Here is a 19,674-nt window from a genome sequence, read left to right as displayed (position 1 = left end):
GCAGAAATTATATTAGTTAACATTATGATTATATGAATATCATCGGTTTTATTTTTGGTGCGCCGATCAAGGCATTGCGTGGCGGTGATAGACTCAAAGCACCCGCAAGCGAGCAAGATGCATTTAAAGCACATTATCAACAGTGTATTGAACCGCTAAGCAGTAAATTTGAAAATGCCAGAGTTTCAAGTCTTAAAGCATGTCGTGGCAGGCTCTATTTGAGTGGCGCTATTTATATTGGCTTGGTTATTCTGGCTTTAATGTTCAAGCCTATGCTTACTTCAGCCTCAACCCCTGAAATTTTCTATCTGTTTTTGGCGGGTCTTTTATTACCTTTTTTGTGGTGGACAAATCGACCGATTAAACACTATAAGCAAGATGTGAAACAACGGGTCTATCCGCAAATATTCAAATACTTTGGTAGTGATTTTATTTTTAGTCGCGATCATCAAATGAGTCTCACAGGACTTAAATCTTCAAAAATATTACCTCATTATGACGGAGCTAATTTCGATGATTATGTTCAAGGAACCTATAAAGGCGTTGAAATTGCGCTAAACGAACTGCATCTAACTAAGCAGGTGCAGCGTGATAAAAGCACCGATACCGTCAGTGTTTTTAAGGGGCTGATGATCGAGCTAAGCAGTCATAAAGCATTTCAAGGTCATACTGTGGTTGTTAAAAACCGTGGTGGGCTGATGAACTTTTTATCAGGAAGCTTTAAAGGATTAGATAGGGTAAAGCTGGAAGATCCTATTTTTGAAAAACAGTTTGATGTGTTTTCTACCGATCAAATAGAAGCAAGGTACCTGCTTACCGTGACCTTTATGGAGCGCTTACAAGCGCTGTCATCCAGTTTTGATAACAAAATCCAATGTGCCTTTTATCAAAACCGGTTACTGATTATGTTAGAGAGCAAAGATAATCGATTTGAAATGGCATCAATATTTAAAGGGGCGACTTTTGAATATGAATTTAGCCAGATTAATAAAGAGATGAAGCAACTGTTTGCTATTGTCGACGTGCTTAAACTCGATAAATCGATAGGGTTATGATTAAGGCCTTATTGCTCTGCCTTGCCGCTTTGAGTTTATGCAGCTGGGCACAAACCAGTAAGCCGCATTTTGTGGCTAAACCGTCAGATAAAAGTGTGTTGGGTAGTCAGAGAAATAGCAATAAGTCGAAGCAGGTAAAAAGCGATCCGAATCAGGTTTACCATTATCAGAATGCCGATGGGGTGGTGGTTTTTTCCGATAGACCGCCAGAGACAGGGCATTATCAAGTGCGTATTTATGACTGCTACGCCTGTAAACCCAGTTCAAATATTAACTGGCAGTCTATCCCGTTATTTACCCAACAATATAACGATGACATCCGGTTAGCCGCGAGAACCTACCAGTTAGAAGCCGCGTTAATCCGTGCCGTTATTCATGCTGAATCGTCATTTAGACCTGCTGCAATTTCAAAGACGGGTGCACAAGGATTAATGCAGCTAATGCCAGCCACAGCTAAAGAGCTCGGCGTGACAGATGCTTTTAAACCGAGTCAAAATATTCAGGCGGGTAGCCGTTATTTAGCACAGCTGTTAAAGCGATTTGATGGTGATATTACTTTAGCATGCGCCGCATATAATGCCGGCGCTTCAAGGGTTGAGCAATATCGAGGCGTGCCGCCATTTCCCGAAACAAAAGCCTATGTTGAACGGGTCAATATTCTGTTGCAACGCTATCGTAAAAGCTAATTGTATTGAGGCTTAAGTTGTCACTGCATTGATAGTATTGAGATGATGATTACCCAGTAAACGACGTTTTTTTACATCAAAATATACTAGCGGTATTACCACGCTGCACAGGGCAATATTAGACAACGGCATGGCTAACCAGACACCGTCGACACCCATGAATTTAGGTAAAATAAATAAGAAGGGTAGCTGGACCAGCATATTGCTGCAGGCCACGATAAGTGCCTTTTTACCTTGATTAGTCGCCATAAAATACACCGACGCTAATGCAATAAACCCATCTAATGGCATCGCAAACAGATGCATACGTATTCCGTCGACTGCGGTTGTGACTAATGTCGGATCATCATTGGTAAATAGGCCAACCATTATTTCGGGAAAAAAGTTAAGCAGAAGGGTCCAGCTTATCCCCGCGATTAAAGTGACTTTAATCGACAGCATTAACATCTTATTGATATTTTCATGCTGCTCAGCGCCGTAATAGTAGCTCACGGGCGGCTGTAAGCCTTCAGCAACACCTTCGGCTACAAAATAGTACAACACCATTAAATAGCCAACAATAGCAAAGGCTCCGACGATTAAGGGCGAGCCATATTCCATAAAGAGTCGGTTATGCAGCGCAAATACAAAGCTAGTGTAGAGGTACATAAATAAACTTGAAGAGCCCAGTAAAAGTATCTGCCGACTAAAGCTCAAATTGAACAGGGTAAATTTAGCTGGCCACTTTATGTTGCTATAGGGCGATAAAAAATAGCCTAAACCAATCACACAAATAGTGACCTGAGCGGTGATAGTCGCAATGGCTGCCCCGCTTAAGCCCATTTCCCACACCGCGATAAACAGGTAGTCCAATACGATATTAATCACCGCACCCATCACCATTAATATAGTGGCCAAATGAGGGTTTTCATCATTGCGGATTAAGAAAGGCAGTGCCGCTGCCAGCACAGTAGCGAGGCCGCCCCAGGTAAAGACTGCAATATAATCTTGCCCCATCCGTAAAGTGGTTTCGACTCCGCCCTGAGCTTGTAATAAGTAGGTACTGCTCGCCAACAGAATGAGGGTGGACGCACCCGCTAACACCAGCATAATTATCATGCTGGTCGTTAATATTGTCGGCGCTGCCGTGGTGTCGCCTTTACCGCGTTGAATCGATAGCAAGCTGCCGCTACCCATCCCCACCATAATGCCAAATCCCACCATAAAGTAGACCACGGGCCAAGCCATGTTAATCGCAGCTAGTCCTTCAAACCCGATGTAGTGACCGATAAAAATACCATCGACAATTTGATATAGGCCATTGACTAACATGGCCGCAATGGCGGGCAGGGTATAACGCCAAAAAGTTTGTTTGATGGTTTTATTTTGGTCTGATATTAGGGGGAGTGCTGACATAAAATTTACAGTGTTGAAGTACGTATGCGGGCAAGTTACTCTGTTATTAAGATTGAACCAAGTTGGTTTCTATCTGTTTTTGATATAGGAGTGGTTGTGAACTGGACTTTAGATGAACTAAACGCATTTGTGAATTCGGTCAAGTTAGGGTCATTTTCGGCGGCGGGTCGGCGTATGGGCAAGGCACAATCACGAGTGAGCACCGCGGTAAGTAACCTTGAGGCTGATTTGGGTTTTGAACTGTTTGATCGTAGCGCTAAATTACCCATACTTACGCCATTAGGTGAAGAGATGTTTATCGAAGCGCAATCGGTATTAGCACAATGCCAACGCCTACACGCTCGGGCGATGACGGCGACATTAGGCGAAGAAGTTGCGCTTACGGTAGCGATTGACGAAGCCGTGCCGGTGAATGCGTTTGAAACCTTTTTCTTGCGGGTATCGACGCAATTCCCGCTGCTTAAACTGACGATTATTAATGGTTCCCAAGAAGACATTGCACTCTGGGTGGACCAAGGGCGCGCGGATATTGGCATTATGTTTCATACCGTATCGCTGCCCGACGCATTAGAATTTATGTCAATTGGTCAATTCAAACATAGTTTAGTCGTATCAGCACAGCACCCTTTAGCGCAAGTGCCCGTGCCGACGCTGGAGCAATTGATGCAATATCGGCAGTTAGCTATTTGCGATCGAACCGGGCAATCACAAAGCCAGCCATTATCGGCAAACCATTGGTATATCGACAGCTATTACTACATGGTGGCCTTAGCGCTGCAAGGTGTTGGTTGGGCGTTAGTACCTGAGCATGTGGCCAAAACGGAGTGGTATTCCAATGAACTACTAGAGCTATCGACAGAATATATTCCCGATCCGCTATTAGTTGAAATCGGGGTTGTTAATCGACGTGATAAAGAAATTGGACCTGTGATGCGTTGGTTCTTTGCAGAGCTTGATTCAGTGTTAGATGATGATTGATTTACAGGTGTTAATCCTCGATCTCTAATGGAAGATAGCTATCGCTATTATTAAATGAAGCGATGCCTTTCAGTTGACATACATACTAACAATTGAGGGTGGCTTAATTACCCGTAATGGCTGCCGTTTTGCTAAAGTGGTGCGCAAAATAACAACAAAAAGAATCTTCAGATGAATACGTTCTTTGGTAAATTGTCTCTCAGCGCTAAGTGGCCTTTGGCTGCGCTTGCGTTATCGGTAGTGGCAGCAAGCAGTGTTGCCTGCGAAGCTAATGTTGCTCCCTCTGCAGAAGACATGCGCTTATACACTATCGCGACTGCGCCAAGCGCTAATCACTTACGTAGTGATGTTGAGAAATTGGTGAGTTTTGGTACCCGGCATACGCTGTCTGAAACAGCATCTGATACTCAAGGTATTGGCGCGGCAAGACGTTGGATAAAAGCGGAATTTGAGCAGATATCTACAGCTTGTGGTGGCTGCTTAGAGGTTATAACACTTGCCGATACTGTCACGGGTAAGCGCATTCCTAATCCTACCGAAGTGGTCAATGTCATTGCGATTCAACGTGGTAGTACAGATCCTAAGCGTGTAGTGATGATGAGCGGTGATATTGACTCCCGAGTGACTGATGTGATGAATGCAACGTCACTCTCCCCGGGTGCTAACGACAATGCATCGGGTGTGGCTGGCGCGATAGAAGCGGCGCGAGTGTTATCTCAGTTCCAGTTTAACGGCACCATTGTTTACGCGGCGTTATCGGGCGAGGAGCAAGGTTTATACGGTGGCGCAACGCTAGCGCAATACGCTAAAGATAAAGGCTGGCAAGTTCAGGCTGTATTAAACAATGACATGATAGGTAACATTGAAGGCATTAACGGGGTGATCGATAACCACTCAGTGCGGGTCTTTTCTGAAGGGGTGCGGATTGCAGAAACCACAGATGAAGCCAAACAGCGTTATTTTAGTGGCGGCGAAAATGATTCTGCATCACGTAACCTTGCCCGTAAAATTAAGACGTTAGCAGACCAATACATGACTAACTTAGATGTCATGCTGGTGTACCGTTTAGATCGCTTTGGTCGTGGCGGCCATCATCTGCCTTTTAACAAAGCGGGTTTACCGGCCGTGCGCATCATGGAAACTAACGAGAACTACAACCGCCAACATCAAGATATTCGCGTTGAAAATGGCATTGCTTATGGTGATGTAATTGAAGGTGTTGATTTCAATTTTAATGCAAAATTAACCGCGTTAAATGCCATTAGCTTAGCCTCAATGGCATGGGCCCCCGCGCCGCCAGCTGGTGTCAGTATTGAAGGCCAAGTGTCAGCCAGTACCACGCTAAATTGGCATGCTGCTAAGCAAAAAGAGGTGGTGGGATACCGAGTGTACTGGCGGTTAACCACAGAGTCAGAATGGACGCATAGCCGTTATGTGGGCAAGGTCAATTCGTTCAAGCTGGAAAATATGGTGATAGATAACTACCTATTTGGTGTTGCGAGTGTGAGTGCTAACGGAAACGTCAGTCCGGTAGTCTTCCCTGGGGCTGCTGGGGCATTTTTTTAATCAAGGATGAATAAATTTTTATGAAAATAGTTTTAATATTATCAATAGCGCTACTTTCCATTAGCACAGTGGCTTGCTCATCCAATACGGTGTCTAATGCGGGTTGTGATTTTGTAAAAGGCGCAAGTACTAATGCGGCTGATCGAGAAGTTAGAGATTCGCGTCCAGGTCAAACATTCTCTAGCGATAATCACGATACAGAAATAGGTATCTTAAGTGCAATTATGGGCTTATTTACTCGTCAGATTAACGATGACGATGAGTGTTTATAGTTTTAATTGGTAGTATCAGGTTTATAGTGAGCTAGGGTTAAAACAAAAGCGCCCATGCAGGTTGATTCGCATGAGCACTTTATGTCAGGTAATAACGTCAGACGTTATTCAGGTACTTCCTGCTTAACCACGGTTTTACCACCATTTTGGCCAATACGGCGCTCAAGATAATCGAGCATCTCTTTAGCAATGGTGTCTAATTGCCATGGTGGATTGATAATCCACAACCCAGCGGCCGTCATACCAAATTCATCACTGTCTGGCTTAATCGCTTGTTCAATACGCAGCTGGTTCTTAATACCGCTTTCGGCCAATACCTTAAGCATACGTTCGGTTTGCGCGCGATCAACGACCGGATACCAAAGCATAAATACGCCGCTAGAAAAGCGTTTGTGCGCCTTGATAATGGCTTTAGCAACATCTTGATAATCCGTTTTCATTTCGTAACTCGGGTCAATCAAAATAACCCCACGACGCTCAAGTGGTGGCACAGCACCAATCATACCTTTGAGGCCGTCTCCCTTGATGACGTTAACGTGTTTGTCACCGGCAAATTGTTCTTCCAGTGTTAGAAAGTCAGTACCGTGCAGTTCGTGCAAAACCATGCGATCTTTCTGACGCATGTTCATATCAACAAAGGCAGGCGAGCCTGGGTAAAACTCGAGATCTTTCTTACCTTGGTTAAAATGAGTCACATCGGTAATGTACTGTACTAAAGATTCAGGTAAATCACTTCGCTCCCACAGTCTCGCGACGCCTTCTAAATACTCGCCGGTCTTTTTTGAAAAGTCGTCCGTGAGTGCATAACCTCCAGCGCCAGCATGGCTATCAATGTAGGCCATTGGCTTATCTTTTTTATGCATTAATTTCAGCACTTGCACCAAGATTGCGTGCTTGAGAACATCGGCATAATTGCCAGCGTGATAGCCGTGACGGTAACTTAACATGAGGATTCCAGACTTAAATGGACAGTCATAAACTGTGTAATAGCGTCATTATAAGTTTTATGTGGCATCAGGTATAGGTATTCACTCTCGCTGGCTTTTGGCATAATGTGACTGAGCCTCTTAAACACCTGGAATTACTTTTGCAAATACCGATTTTTTTTAATCCGCAATACCCGTCTCTCGCTGATATTAGTGAACGCTGGGGACTGGTTTGGGATAAAGAAGCGCAGTTTGAGTTACGCTTTGAGCACAACACCTTAAGTCTGTATAAGCGTGATGAACCAAAATTGGACGGTATTAACGTTGATTTTGTTTCTGGTGCCGTTGCACACCGACGTAAGTTTGGAGGCGGTCGAGGTCAATCAATTGCAAAAGCGGTCGGCCTTAAGCAAGGCGTAATGCCAACCGTAGTGGACGGTACCGCTGGCCTAGGTCGCGATGCCTTTGTGCTTGCAGGTCTCGGGTGTAAAGTGATTATGGTTGAGCGCCACCCTGTGGTCGCCGCTTTATTGGAGGATGGTTTACGCCGAGCCTACGACGATGCTGAGATTGGAGAGTGGATGCGAGAGCGCATGAGCTTATTCCATGGTTCAAGCCTTAATGCGTTAGCCGATGCCGCTAAGTCATCAGGCACCGAAATTGACGTGGTCTACCTTGACCCCATGTACCCACACCGTGAGAAATCGGCGTTAGTTAAAAAAGAGATGCGTGTGTTTCAAACTCTTGTGGGCGCAGATTTAGATGCAGATGGTTTACTTAAACCAGCCCAAGCCCTAGCGACCAAACGCGTTGTAGTTAAGCGCCCTGACTACGCTGAAGACCTCGACGGTGTAAAACCGAGTATGGTATTGGCGCAAAAGAAAAACAGATTCGATGTATATGTAAAAGCGGCAATGAAGTAGGTTTTATCGTTCTGCTCAAGGCAATTTTAGTCATCTTTAGTGGTGGCTAATATTTGATAAAAGATTATAAATTAAGATGTGGGTGGATGGTAAAAGAAGCAATATATAGACCTCGTAAATAAGCTGGCTCTTCTTGCCTATCCATATTTAGATCCAAATGTAGCATAGTTATGAAATTATTTTATTTACAAAAAAGGACTTAGTGATGCTACGTTTGTTGTATTGATTGACCGCTTCATATCGATCAAAGAACGCGATAAGTGAGAGGGATAGTAATCACAGGACAAACACATGAGTGTTCATTATTTAGTCGAGCTACATAATCTAGGGAGGAAAGCTTTTTCTAGATGTTGAGGATTCATTAAACAACGCTTTTGTTTACCAATGATACTGAGCTTAGTCGCTTCTGTTCTAAGCATGTTGAGAGCCATATGCCTCAAGTAAGCTTGATTCACCGCTTTAGCTAAGCGGCCTTGATTGTTTTTTATAGCCAGTAGGTAATTACCATCTTTGTCGATGATCGTTTAGCAATCGTTGTTTGACAGCTCATTGCATCGATTGTCACTAGCGATCCGCGTAGTTCTAGTATTTTCAAAAAAGTTCTGTAATTGCCGTGATTTCATTATTTTTTTGGTCTAATTTTAATTGAGCAAGTACCAGCTTATTTGTTGAAGCATAAGCACTTATCATATGAATAGTGCTGTTTCGGTCATCACGATTATATGAATCGCGTAGCGTTTTTCCATCAATCGCAGTGACTTCCCCATTAGTTAGCTGCTGAACCGATTGCATCCATACTAGAAAATACTCGTTAAAACGATCAGGAGTAATAACAGGAATTGTTCTAGCAATTGTATCGTCAGTAGGGATCCTGCCGGTACAATCTTTTTGCGTTTTGAACCAATGGTGGTGACTAATAATGTATTCTCCGATATCGAACCAATCATTCGAACCTGCAATAACAGCGCAAAGAGAATCGAACAGTATATCGAACAATGGATAGGTGATCTTTGCACTTTGGCGGTAGTCGTCAATCACGCCAAAATGTTCTTTGAATGATTCGATATACATAATGAGACTCCTTAAAAAGGAGTATAAGCTCACAAGTACTTGATCCGGTCAATATTTTGCTGAAACTGCTTGAATAACGTTCACGATCTGACCCTGAGTATTATGGTGTTTATAGTGCATTTAAAATCCATTATAACGATAACACCTAAGGGGAACTTTGTTTTGGATTATAATTTATTACACGTTTTTAAATAAGTTTTTAAAATTAATTAACTTCAATATTAATGGGCTGTTTTTTGTTGGTGTTGATAAATTATAACGGAGATGTTCAGTAGTTTTAATTATAAGTTTGATATCATTGTGTGGGGTTATAATGAGTCACTCAATACATTGTGTAGTTTGAATGTTGTATATATAAATAAATTCAATAGCTGTGGTTGCAGCTATTGAATGATAAAGGTTTTTATAAAAAGTGGGTTAATAATATTTTACTTTCCCCACATCATATTAAAGTCATAACGGAAGCCAAGTGTCACGCTTTGATCATCATTTTGTTGATCATAGTTTTTAGCTAAGTACTCTAAGTGAAGGCGGATATTGCTAACAGGGTTCCACTCAAGAGTAGTGTTATAACCGCTGTAGCTTTGGCTGAATAGATCACTCTTACCGTCATCGTAATCAAAGTAACCGAGCTTAACTTTATATTGATCAGCAATAGGATAAGCAAGGGCTGTGTCTAATGTACTGCCGCTCTTATCAATAGAAGAGACATCAAAGTCGTAACTAACATCGGTATAGGCTGCAGCTAAGTAAAGACCATTTTTAAATCCATAAGCCACAGAGGCTGCCCAGGTTTCTTGCTCGCCATTAATTTCAGCACCGTTGACTGAATCACTGGTGTTTTGATCTAGATAAGTGACACCAACATGAAAGCTATCTTTATCAAAAGCGAGGCCTGAGTTATACAGGTAAGTATCATTGTTACCATTTAGCTGAGCAGAGGTCATCAAGGTAAATTGTTTGAGACTTAATTTGTAGGTAGCGAAGTTATCAACAAAAAATGGTCCGTTGCTATCGAAAGCAAAAGGGCTAGCTGCATTGTTAAAGATATCAACATATTCTTCAATTAAGGTGTATTGAGCCGGTCTTTGCTTACCAAAAGCAACTTGTCCATAAGGTGAAGCAATACCAAGATAGGCTAAACGAGCTTTACCTAAATCACCATTATTTGAGATATCAACACTCCACTCGCCTTGCGCAATTGCACTCCAACCATCAGAAAACTCTGTGCTAGCTTTAATGCCGACTCTAGAGAGTGCATCGCCTATATCCCAGTTATTATCTTGGTTGTCTTTGTAGACCAATGTGGGTCTAAAAGAACCGTATAAGCTGAATTTACTGTTTTCAAACTGCGAAGGACTCGCTGTTTCACCTTCTAACTGCTGAATTCGTTCATTTAATTTTTCCACTTTTTGTTCGAGTGTATCTGCAGCATGGGCGCTCATAGTTAACGCACACAGACTTAAAGGTAGTACTGTCATTATCTTCATCATTGTTATATCCCTTTTTATTTTGATTTTAGAATCCAGACACACCGCTACTCTAATTTTGTAGTTAAAAATTAGAGTAAGAATCTTTTATTGATGTTTATTAATTAATTCTAGTTTTTCACGCTTAATTTATTATTAATCTTTTATGTTGTTAACCTTTTTATTATTAAATAAATATTATTAGTTCGGAGTGTAATATCCTACACACAATAAATATCTATCAATTAATCTAAATAAAGTGCGCTTAACTTCTTTTTCATTAGTAATGGGGTTTGTCCAGACATAACTTATTTCGCCCGAATCTTTTTGTTTCGCCATTTCTAGCATTTTATTGGTGGCGGCTTTGCCGACATCATCTAACGAAGTGTCGATTGATTGGTTGATTAAGCTGCGACTAACTCCGTGAGCCAGAAATAACTTTGTTTTAATATCAATAACAAAAATATAAAGATCACCTTTAATATATTCACCGTCTAAATTATTGAATTTATGCAGCGCTGCTTTTACATTTTTATGTATTTCAACTGTGGCTAAGCCTAATAGTTCTTTTGCTTGAAATGCAGTAGCTCTGACTGGATAATAGCCTACCGCGACAATGGTATTTCCAACACGTTGAAATAAAGTTCTTTTTGGTGAAGCTGAACGATCTGTCGGGTTCTTCCAGTGATACTCAACAGCTCCGTTCCCATCTTTTATGGCTTTTTGGATCATTTCTCGGAAAAAATATTTACCATACATATCAAAGGTATCTAATACTGTATCACCGACTAATACAGAAGATGAACCGCCACTGGCTAAGAATTCACCGTCAATATTGAGTGCGAAAACATACAAGTTACCATCAAAAAATTCAGGCTTTTGGTTGAAATCACTTGCGGCTTCACTACCATTTTCTTTTATATAGTCAACGGCTGTTGCTAAAAGTACTTTGGCTCTAACTTCTTCTTTTGTTTCGATGTGAGTAACACTCAGATCTTCATCAGCTGCTGTCATGCCTGCTGATACAGAGGTGCTGATCACTAAACTTGCGGCTAATAAGCTACTTTTTAATTTAGTATTCATAGAATATTCCTAAGTATGTCAATTTAATAAAATGTGTGTTGTTACCGAGTTGATTCATTAATATCCCACCAGAGAGGGAAGCCAAAGTGTTAACTGTGGGAAGAATGCGATAATAATAACGCCAATCACAGAAGCTAAGACGAAGGGGTGAATACGTGCGGTGATCTGTTCAACGCTCGAACCGCCAATACCGGATGCGACAAAGATATTTTCCCCTAGAGGAGGCGTCGCAAACCCAATTGAAAGTACGCATACCACAACGATACCAACATGGGTTGGATCCGCGCCTAACATATACATAATAGGCAGCATGACCGGGACAATAATCATGATGGCTGCCAATGTCTCCATAAACATACCGACAAAGAGTAGGAAGACAATCATCAGAATCCAGATCAAGTACATGTTATCGGTCATGTGCAGTAAATTTTCAGCAATGATGGCTGGAATTCTTTGCTCGACCAATAAGCGACCAAATACTGTGGCGGCAAACAAAATTAGAAGTACTCGCCCAGTGATCCAAGTGGTCGTAGATAACGACTTAAATACGTTTTTGATTTTCATCTCTTTGTGGATAAAGAAACCCACAAAAAGTGAATACATGACCGCGACGATGGCTGATTCTGTTGGCGTAAAGAAGCCAGAGTATATGCCACCGAGTATTAATACTGGTGCAAGCAGTGACCAAATCCCGCGGCGGAAAACCGTTCCTATCTCAGAGAACGACCATGTATCGGTTAATCCTTTATAGCCTTCGCGTTTTGAGATGACATAATTCATTACGATCAAGCTACCAGCGATAATAAAGCCTGGAATCACACCTGCAATAAAGAGCTTAGGAATCGAAATGCTGGCAAATTGACCATGTAAAGCGATGGCTTCAGCGGGTGGCTTGAGTCCCATTGATGAGATGCCAAAAATGACTAAGGGAATTGAAGGGGGAATAATAATACCCAGTCCACCAGAGGCGGCAGTTACGGCTGATGCGTAGCTTCTATCGTACTTACGCTTGACCATGGCGGGAATCATTAACATACCTACTGCTGCCGTAGTTGCTGGACCAGAACCTGATATTGAGCCGAAAAATACGCAAGCGATAATTGTCGCGGCACCTAAGCCACCGGTAATTGGGCCAGCTAAGTGTTCGGCTATATCAACTAATCGCCGCGAAATACCTGCTGCCTCCATAAGGGCACCCGCAAGGACAAAGGCGGGGAGGGCCATTAAAGGGAAGTTACCCACAGAGGTAAATGCGATTTGAACCATTGCTATAGGATTTTTATCAAGTATTAGGTAAGCAGCCATTGCTGCGCCAGCTAAAGAGACGGTAATTGGAGCACCTAGGATAAGCATCACTAAGAAACCGCCAAACAAAATCAGCGTGAGATATTGTTCCATGCTATATATCTCCTTGATTAGCTTGACTGATTTTTTTCAGTTCTTCTGCTTCAGGGTCAAGAGCTTCAATCCCTTTAAATAATCGTAAATACATATTCCACAGTATTCTTACCGACATCAATGTGAATGCAATGGGTAAAATAAGGTAAAAGTACTTCATTGGAATTCCTGTCGTTTGCGACTTCCAAAATAGGTTCATTTTATTAAAGACAAAGTCATAACTTAAATAAACAAAAAAGAGGTTGAATCCAATCCACAATAGATCGGCAATTGTCTCACAGACGGTTTTAACGATTGGTGGAAACCATTTAAACTGAAATGTAACTCGGTTATGCGCAGACATCTTAGCGGCGACTACGGCCCCCAGATAAGCAAACCAAACAAACATGTAAGTTGATACTTCATCCCCCCAAGGGATGGAGTACTGAAAAAATTGGCGTAATACAATTTGTGCAAATAACAACATAACAAAGGTGGCTAACAATAAAGCACACAAATACTCTTCAATATTATTAATGTGTTTTATAAAAAAATGCTTAGCAGACATATTCTTGTCCTCAATAAACAACTAAGAATAAAGCGAACAAACTCATTGTTAATATTCGCACTCGCCATTTTTATGACTATTTTTAAAGGGAATTAATCGATGAGATTAATTAGCGGCGCGACCGAGTGTTGCTAAGGCTCCATCAAGTTTATCCTTGCCACCTATGCTGTCATAAAATTTAGGCCAGACAGTCTTAGTTGCTAGATCTATCCACTCTTTTTCACCATTACTTGGATCAGAGATAACCATGCCTTTGGCGACTAAAGATTTCTTAATTTTATCTTCAGACTCTAATAAGAAAGAGTAGCTATGTTCAGTGGCTTCTTTACCTGCTTCTAAAATGATGGCTTGCATTGCAGGCTTTTGAGATTGGAATACAGATTCACTGATGATAAGTGGCTCAATTGAGAAGATATAACGAAGGTTGGTGACGTACTTTTGGACTTCATTAAATTTCATTGCATCGATAGTGATATAAGGATTATCTTGTCCATCAACCACGCCTAACTGCAGGCCTGTGAAGGTTTCTGACCAAGCCATAGGTGTTGGGTTAACGCCCCAGGCTTGGTAGGTCGACATCATAATCTCATTACGTGGCACACGAATGACTAACCCTTTAAGGTCGGCGAGTGATTTTACCGGACGTTTTGAGTTAGTGAGTACGCGAAAACCAGAATATGCCCAACCAATAATGCGTACACCTGCATCGTCAATCGTATTTTGAACGAGCTCTTGACCGATTTTACCTTGGGTTAATGTTTTTGCATCTTCAGGGCTTAAGATAACGTAGGGCATAGTCAGTAAGCCTACGCTAGGTGAAAATGGCGTGACGTTGTTAATCGCCAATACTGAGAAGTCTAATATACCCATAGAAGCATTGTTAACAGTATCTTGCTCATTGCCTAATTGGCCATTAGGAAATAGATCAACAGTGGCTTTGCCACCTGTTTTTTCGTTGAGTAATTCCTGAAATGTTTTTCCTAATTCCCACTGAGTTCCTCCGGCAGCGTCCCCTAATGCCATTTTGAACGTTTCAGCAGAAGCGATGGGTGACATTGCGAGTAAGCTAACACTGGTGATAATGGGTACAATTACGGCTTTAACAAATTTCATAGTTCTATCCTGTTTTATAATTATTAGATTCGAATTGAAAATATTATTTTGCATCAACTTAAAAGACTTCATCTTTAAGGTGATACCAGTTGTACAAAAACTTCTGACCCATTCTTCTAAAAGGAGCAAATGCTTCAGATTCAATAGCCTCGCGAACATTCGGAAAGGGCAACTGAGATTGAAATATCGGGAGATCTATCTGAGTTTCTTCTCCGGCAATCCACTGCGCGAGTCGTTTACCTGCTTGGGCTGAATACATCACGCCATTACCGCCGTAGCCCATGGCGTAATAGATGGTTTCTTTCGGATCTGGTCGGTAAATACGTGGCATCATGTCATGGCTGACATCGACCCATCCCCACCAGGAGTAATCTATTTGTATTCCCTTAAGTGCTGGGAATTTCTTTGCTAAATCATTTTCCAGAAATTGTTGGTATTTTTGCTTGGGAGCATTTTTACCAGTAATGGCACTGCGGCTGCCTATTTGAAGGCGGTTGTCAGGTAGAAGGCGGTAATAATGTCTTAATATTCGGGTATCGGTGATAACTTGATGAGTTTTAAAATTACACGCTGCGAGTTCTGCGTTGGTTAATGGTCGCGTGACAATTGAATTAGAAAGAATAGGCAGTAAACGATTTTTAGTACTGGCATGCAAACCTTGAGAAGTATAACCGCCAGTTGCCATTCCTACAGCGCCCGCTTTGACGACACCACCTGGCGTACGTAAGCAATGTTCTCCATTACGTGTTTCCCAGCCGATAACGGGACTACCAGGATGAACTTTAACCCCGAGTGCACGCGCTTTTTTCAAATAACCAAAGGCGAGTTTGCCTGCATGAATGCCAATACCTTCGGGCTCGTGCATAGCACCTGCCGCTTCGGAGTCATTAACATACTCATTTTTGACGGTGGCAGCATCTAAGATCTGCGCATCATAATTAAATGTTTTACGCAGTATTGAAGCTTCTTTTTCCAGAGTGGGCATAACCTTGTCGCGGTGGGCTATATAAAGGTGTCCACCTGCTTGAGGCTCACAATCAATATCTTTAATCAGATCCCTAAATGTTTGCATACCATCCAGACATTCTTGGTGCATACGCAGTGCAGTATCGACTCCCCAGCGTTCAATCCATTGTGAGCGCTTTAAGCGTCCTGATGCACATTGAGCTTGTCCGCCATTACGGGTACTACAGCCCCAACTTGTTCTATTTGCCTCTAATACCGTGGCTTTAATACCGTAATGCTCAGCAAGATAAATCGCAGCACATAGTCCCGTATAACCAGAGCCAACAATCACAACATCGGCTGTGATATCACTCACGATTGGGCCATCATCTTCAGGGGCTTCACCCGCAGTACCAATCCAGTAGGTTGGGGCATAATCTTGCCCGTGACCTGGGTTAGGCTGTACTAATGGATCATATTGTGGATTATACGGTTCCCGTGCATTCATCCCTGCTTTTAGATCTAAGCCAGCGGTTTCGAGGTGTATGCTCATAGTCATCCTTAATGCGTTTTGCAGAAATCAGACCGCAATTAAGCGGACGCTGCCAGTGAGGGACGATCTTTACGGAAGGCATTTTTTACCAAAATTTTGCCATCACGTAGGGTAAATACATCAACCATGCGTGCTTCGACGCGAGTACCGTCAGCTTTAGTACCGCAGAATGTAGATTCAGTTACCGCTTTATCACCAATGATAAAGTGCTCTGCATCTAACCATTGCGCGTCAGGAAAGTTTGTCCACGCGAGTTGGAAGGCGGCTTTAACGTCATCAGCACCACTAAAGCTACTGCCTAAAACTGTTGAGCCCGCGGTAGCATGGAACTCACAATCCTGAGTCATACAGCTCATAAGTGTGTCAATATCATGGTCATTCCATGCTTGAGAAAAGGCCTCTAAAAAACTAATGCTGACTTGATTATTCATTGTGTTGCTTCCTAATTATTTATTTAACTGTTTTCATACGTCATGAATTTGTAATCTTTATTGCATAAAATGAAATGTTTTGTATCGCATTTTGTAATTTATATCAATATGCGTTCCTTTTACTTAAGGCGTTACGCCGCAGTATTCGGTTGATATTTGTCATACTTTTTTACTACATTCAGTTTTTATTTTTACTAACTAGAAATAATCTGGCTTAAATAGACGATAATGAGCATGTAAAGCGCGATAAATATCGTGTTACTCATTAGTAGGACAATGGGCTTCCAACCTAATCCGACCAGTTTTTCAAATGACGTTTTTACGCCAAGAGCTGCAATCGATATAACTAAGCACCAACTGGAAATAGTTGAAAACAGCGTGCTAACTTCTTTTGAAATAAAACCAAATTGGTTGAATGCAATTAGCGCGATGAATACCACTAGAAATAGTGGAACTAATGGCTGACGCTTGCCCTCTTTTCCATCATATTTTTCTCGCTCAGATCTCAGCACAACAACCAATATCATGATGACAGGCATTAACATGGCGACTCTGAACATTTTGGCTAAGGTGGCGGCATCACCGACTTCTGGCGACAGCATATATCCGGCGCCAACAACCTGAGCCACGTCATGTATTGAGCCTCCTAAAAATAAACCTGCTTCACTCGTGGTTAAACCGAGCGAACTGACAATAAGTGGGTAGGTGATCATGGCGACGGTTGAAAAGGTCGCAATACCGATAGCCGTCAATAACGTGTATCGTTCATTTTCTTCGTTTTGCGGCAAGGTCGATGAAATAGCCATTGCCGCTGAGATACCACAAATACCAGTGGCTCCTCCAGCGAGGAGACCTAGCATATAAGGTAGCTTTAATATTCGAGCTAAAAACAAGCTAAAACCGATGGTGAGTGCGACTCCAGCTGCAAGTGCAACCACACCAAAAGCGCCTAAATCACTAATGTCACTCACGGCAATACGCACACCGAGCAAGGCCACACCCACACGTACTAGCTTTTTAGCGCAGACTTCAATGCCTAAAATGCATCTTGGGTTATCGACCAGAAAATGGAATGAGATCCCCAGTAGCAATGCATACAAAAATTTAGGTCCGCCGTAGTGCTCAGAGATAAACGATGCTGCTGCAGCGATAACGCCACATAACATAAATCCCGGTAATATCTTTTGCACGTTGCCAAAAGTACTTAGCGGCGTTGTCAGTTGTTTTGTGCTCATGAATGAGTGACCTTTGTGAAAAAAAGGACCTGACTCAAAGGCGAGCCAGGCTTACTTCAGTAACCGTTAAACGTAATCTTTGTACTTTTCTAGATGACGTACAGGGGTCGAAAGGGCATCACGGCGGAAAGGATCACCTAGCTCTCGGGTACACATGATCTCGATGATGGTGGTCTTGCCTTCATTCATCTGCATATCAATGGCTTTCTTAAGGGCTGGGCCAACATCTTCTAAGCGATCAACCGTGATACCTTCGGCGCCCATAGCGCGTGCTATTTCGGCAAAACTTTGGTTGTCTAACTCACCTGCAACGAAGCGACGGTCATAAAAATCAACCTGATTTTTCTTCTCTGCACCCCATTGACGGTTGTGGAAAACAACGGCTGTTACTGGAATTTCATGACGTACACATGTCATGGTTTCCATCAAGCTCATTCCCCAAGCACCATCACCAGCATAAGAGACTGCTGGACGTTCTGGTGCGGCAACTTTGGCACCGATAATTGTCGGGAAAGCATAACCACAGTTACCAAAACTCATGGCTGCAAAAAAGCTTCTTGGCTTTTCAAAGCGCAAATAACTGTTAGCAATTGAGTTGATATTACCGATGTCGGTAGACACCATGACATCTTCTGGCATTGCCTTTTCAAGCTCGCGTAGGACTTGACGTGGATGCAGGTATTCACCGCCAGAAAACGGTGTTTCTTCTGCATTTTCTTTGATCATATCGAGGCTGAATGCATCCGTTTCATGGGTCCATTCATCAAGTTCTTTTTCCCAAGCCGCTTTTTCGGCTGAGATTTTGTCTTTACGTTCGGCAACCGTCGCATCACAATTTAGCGTACGTCCAGCAAGACGTTTAGTCAGAGCTATAGCAGCTGCTTTTGCATCACCACAAATACCGACAGAGATTTTTTTAACCAGACCAAGCATCTTATTATCAGCGTCTATCTGGATAATTTTTGCGTCTTTTGGCCAGTAATCCATACCGTGTTGAGGAAGTGTACCGAATGGGCCTAAGCGTGAACCTAGCGCGATAACAACATCGGCTTGCGCCATTAATTTCATCGCAGCTTTTGAACCTTGGTAACCGAGTGGGCCACACCAAAGTTCGTGACTTGCTGGGAAAGAGTCGTTGTGCAGGTAGCTGTTAACGACTGGCGCGCCTAGGCGTTCTGCAAGTGCTTTACACTCTTCAATCGCATCGCCCATCACTACGCCGCCACCAGAGATAATCACTGGGAATTTAGCTTTAGCCAGTAAGTCAGCAGCTTCATTTAAGCTAGACTCACCGCCTGGACCACGGTCAAGACGTGAAGGCTTAGGAATTTCATAAACACTCTCACCATAAAAGTAATCACGGGGGATATTAAGTTGAGTCGGGCCCATTTCGCTTAATGCACGGTCAAAACAGCGACCGGTATATTCAGCCATACGGTTAGGGTGCGTAACGTGCCCTTGGTATTTAGTAAACTCTTGGAACATAGGGAGCTGATTACATTCTTGGAACCCACCTAAACCCTGAGTCATCGTGCCCGTTTCAGGGGTGATAATGACTACCGGGCTATGAGCCCAATATGCAGCTGCAATAGCGGTAACACAGTTACTAATACCTGGGCCATTTTGACCGATAACAACACCATGAGTCCCAGTCACTCGAGAGAAACCATCGGCCATATGGCCAGCACCTTGCTCGTGAACCACAGGGATAAGGCGAATGCCTGCTGGAGAAAATATATCCATGGCATCCATAAATGCAGATCCCATGATACCGAATATATTTGTCACATCATTAGCGACCATCGTTTCAACGAAAGCCTCTGATGGTGTCATCTTAGTTGGACCTTCGACAACAGCGCGGTCATTTTTTGTGCTCATAATGAGTAATTCCTTGAATGAATGCTTAGGTAAGTATCGTTTATGGAATATATCATTCCAATATCTGATCTGTCCTTACATTATTGACTACAAATCATCCTGTCAAACACTAATTGTAAAAAGTGGTACTTTTTGTTCTGATTTCTGTGT

At 42.5% G+C, this 19,674-nt stretch carries 17 protein-coding genes and 1 pseudogene; 6 read left to right on the top strand and 12 right to left on the bottom strand.

The features are described 5' to 3' along the window. Positions 1-32 precede the first annotated feature (32 nt). Positions 33-1,055, top strand: coding sequence for a DUF3137 domain-containing protein (locus tag CXF86_RS20840; RefSeq protein ID WP_102039932.1), 1,023 nt, complete (start codon positions 33-35; stop codon positions 1,053-1,055). Next, positions 1,052-1,741 carry a lytic transglycosylase domain-containing protein gene (locus CXF86_RS20835; RefSeq protein ID WP_101090053.1) on the top strand — a complete coding sequence of 230 codons (690 nt, stop codon included), beginning with the start codon at positions 1,052-1,054 and terminating at the stop codon, positions 1,739-1,741. The genes CXF86_RS20840 and CXF86_RS20835 overlap by 4 nt, the downstream gene beginning before the upstream one ends. Before the next feature lie 12 nt (positions 1,742-1,753). Here CXF86_RS20835 and CXF86_RS20830 read toward each other — a convergent pair whose 3' ends face one another. Beyond that, positions 1,754-3,136, bottom strand: a complete 1,383-nt coding sequence (locus CXF86_RS20830; RefSeq protein ID WP_102039931.1) for an MATE family efflux transporter — start codon at positions 3,134-3,136, stop codon at positions 1,754-1,756. A 96-nt stretch (positions 3,137-3,232) separates the two neighbouring features. Here CXF86_RS20830 and CXF86_RS20825 point away from each other — a divergent pair, with 96 nt between their 5' ends. The 3 genes from CXF86_RS20825 to CXF86_RS20815 all read left to right on the top strand — a co-directional run bounded on the left by CXF86_RS20825 (position 3,233) and on the right by CXF86_RS20815 (position 5,952). Further along, positions 3,233-4,114, top strand: coding sequence for a LysR family transcriptional regulator (locus CXF86_RS20825; protein ID WP_101090051.1), 882 nt, complete (start codon positions 3,233-3,235; stop codon positions 4,112-4,114). 171 nt (positions 4,115-4,285) lie between these two features. Next, entirely contained in the window at positions 4,286-5,680 is a 1,395-nt protein-coding gene (locus CXF86_RS20820; protein ID WP_102039930.1) for a M28 family peptidase, read from the top strand. 20 nt (positions 5,681-5,700) lie between these two features. Next, positions 5,701-5,952, top strand: coding sequence for a hypothetical protein (locus CXF86_RS20815; protein WP_101090049.1), 252 nt, complete (start codon positions 5,701-5,703; stop codon positions 5,950-5,952). 104 nt (positions 5,953-6,056) lie between these two features. On the opposite strand, the gene CXF86_RS20810 is transcribed toward CXF86_RS20815, so the two are convergent. Further along, the gene (locus CXF86_RS20810; RefSeq protein WP_102039929.1) at positions 6,057-6,899 is read right to left on the bottom strand and encodes a 23S rRNA (adenine(2030)-N(6))-methyltransferase RlmJ; all 843 of its coding nucleotides are present in this window, start codon (positions 6,897-6,899) and stop codon (positions 6,057-6,059) included. A 140-nt stretch (positions 6,900-7,039) separates the two neighbouring features. On the opposite strand from CXF86_RS20810, the gene CXF86_RS20805 reads away from it, so the two are divergent. Next, a complete protein-coding gene (locus CXF86_RS20805) occupies positions 7,040-7,801 on the top strand; it encodes a class I SAM-dependent methyltransferase (RefSeq protein WP_101090162.1) in 762 nt (253 codons plus the stop codon). Positions 7,802-8,226: 425 nt separating this feature from the next. Here the strand turns inward: CXF86_RS20805 and CXF86_RS20800 are convergent. From CXF86_RS20800 to xsc, 10 genes and pseudogenes are all read right to left on the bottom strand, one after another. Next, a pseudogene (locus CXF86_RS20800) lies at positions 8,227-8,872 on the bottom strand (ISAs1 family transposase); the annotation flags it as partial. Positions 8,873-9,300: 428 nt separating this feature from the next. Next, positions 9,301-10,365, bottom strand: a complete 1,065-nt coding sequence (locus tag CXF86_RS20795; RefSeq protein ID WP_257982842.1) for a porin — start codon at positions 10,363-10,365, stop codon at positions 9,301-9,303. A 177-nt stretch (positions 10,366-10,542) separates the two neighbouring features. Then, positions 10,543-11,424 carry a cache domain-containing protein gene (locus CXF86_RS20790; protein WP_101090047.1) on the bottom strand — a complete coding sequence of 294 codons (882 nt, stop codon included), beginning with the start codon at positions 11,422-11,424 and terminating at the stop codon, positions 10,543-10,545. 57 nt (positions 11,425-11,481) lie between these two features. Continuing rightward, complete coding sequence (locus CXF86_RS20785; protein WP_101090046.1) at positions 11,482-12,822, bottom strand: TRAP transporter large permease; 1,341 nt, start codon at positions 12,820-12,822, stop codon at positions 11,482-11,484. Between the two features lies 1 nt (position 12,823). Beyond that, positions 12,824-13,369: a TRAP transporter small permease gene (locus CXF86_RS20780; RefSeq protein WP_102039928.1), complete on the bottom strand. Its 546-nt coding sequence runs from the start codon at positions 13,367-13,369 to the stop codon at positions 12,824-12,826. A gap of 105 nt (positions 13,370-13,474) precedes the next feature. Next, positions 13,475-14,482, bottom strand: coding sequence for a TRAP transporter substrate-binding protein (locus CXF86_RS20775; protein WP_102039927.1), 1,008 nt, complete (start codon positions 14,480-14,482; stop codon positions 13,475-13,477). Between the two features lie 58 nt (positions 14,483-14,540). Next, a complete protein-coding gene (locus CXF86_RS20770) occupies positions 14,541-15,980 on the bottom strand; it encodes an NAD(P)/FAD-dependent oxidoreductase (RefSeq protein WP_102039926.1) in 1,440 nt (479 codons plus the stop codon). A 38-nt stretch (positions 15,981-16,018) separates the two neighbouring features. Next, a complete protein-coding gene (locus tag CXF86_RS20765; protein ID WP_101090042.1) occupies positions 16,019-16,411 on the bottom strand; it encodes a nuclear transport factor 2 family protein in 393 nt (130 codons plus the stop codon). Between the two features lie 194 nt (positions 16,412-16,605). Then, positions 16,606-17,646 carry a YeiH family protein gene (locus CXF86_RS20760; RefSeq protein ID WP_101090912.1) on the bottom strand — a complete coding sequence of 347 codons (1,041 nt, stop codon included), beginning with the start codon at positions 17,644-17,646 and terminating at the stop codon, positions 16,606-16,608. Positions 17,647-17,712: 66 nt separating this feature from the next. After that, positions 17,713-19,524, bottom strand: a complete 1,812-nt coding sequence (xsc, locus tag CXF86_RS20755; RefSeq protein ID WP_180961127.1) for a sulfoacetaldehyde acetyltransferase — start codon at positions 19,522-19,524, stop codon at positions 17,713-17,715. Positions 19,525-19,674: the final 150 nt, after the last annotated feature.

The sequence above is a fragment of the Shewanella sp. GutCb genome, assembly GCF_002836135.1.
Taxonomy (GTDB): Bacteria; Pseudomonadota; Gammaproteobacteria; order Enterobacterales; family Shewanellaceae; genus Shewanella.
Note: the sequence above shows the minus strand (reverse complement) of the source record. Positions and strands in the feature narration are given on the sequence as shown.

Coding starts and splice junctions, on each gene's coding strand:
- CXF86_RS20840 (WP_102039932.1), top strand. CDS start 33: ATGAATATCATCGGTTTTATTTTTGGTGCGCCGATCAAGGCATTGCGT.
- CXF86_RS20785 (WP_101090046.1), bottom strand. CDS start 12,822: ATGGAACAATATCTCACGCTGATTTTGTTTGGCGGTTTCTTAGTGATG.
- CXF86_RS20790 (WP_101090047.1), bottom strand. CDS start 11,424: ATGAATACTAAATTAAAAAGTAGCTTATTAGCCGCAAGTTTAGTGATC.
- CXF86_RS20810 (WP_102039929.1), bottom strand. CDS start 6,899: ATGTTAAGTTACCGTCACGGCTATCACGCTGGCAATTATGCCGATGTT.
- CXF86_RS20835 (WP_101090053.1), top strand. CDS start 1,052: ATGATTAAGGCCTTATTGCTCTGCCTTGCCGCTTTGAGTTTATGCAGC.
- CXF86_RS20780 (WP_102039928.1), bottom strand. CDS start 13,369: ATGTCTGCTAAGCATTTTTTTATAAAACACATTAATAATATTGAAGAG.
- CXF86_RS20760 (WP_101090912.1), bottom strand. CDS start 17,646: ATGAGCACAAAACAACTGACAACGCCGCTAAGTACTTTTGGCAACGTG.
- CXF86_RS20830 (WP_102039931.1), bottom strand. CDS start 3,136: ATGTCAGCACTCCCCCTAATATCAGACCAAAATAAAACCATCAAACAA.
- CXF86_RS20795 (WP_257982842.1), bottom strand. CDS start 10,365: ATGATGAAGATAATGACAGTACTACCTTTAAGTCTGTGTGCGTTAACT.
- xsc (WP_180961127.1), bottom strand. CDS start 19,524: ATGAGCACAAAAAATGACCGCGCTGTTGTCGAAGGTCCAACTAAGATG.
- CXF86_RS20770 (WP_102039926.1), bottom strand. CDS start 15,980: ATGAGCATACACCTCGAAACCGCTGGCTTAGATCTAAAAGCAGGGATG.
- CXF86_RS20820 (WP_102039930.1), top strand. CDS start 4,286: ATGAATACGTTCTTTGGTAAATTGTCTCTCAGCGCTAAGTGGCCTTTG.
- CXF86_RS20765 (WP_101090042.1), bottom strand. CDS start 16,411: ATGAATAATCAAGTCAGCATTAGTTTTTTAGAGGCCTTTTCTCAAGCA.
- CXF86_RS20775 (WP_102039927.1), bottom strand. CDS start 14,482: ATGAAATTTGTTAAAGCCGTAATTGTACCCATTATCACCAGTGTTAGC.
- CXF86_RS20815 (WP_101090049.1), top strand. CDS start 5,701: ATGAAAATAGTTTTAATATTATCAATAGCGCTACTTTCCATTAGCACA.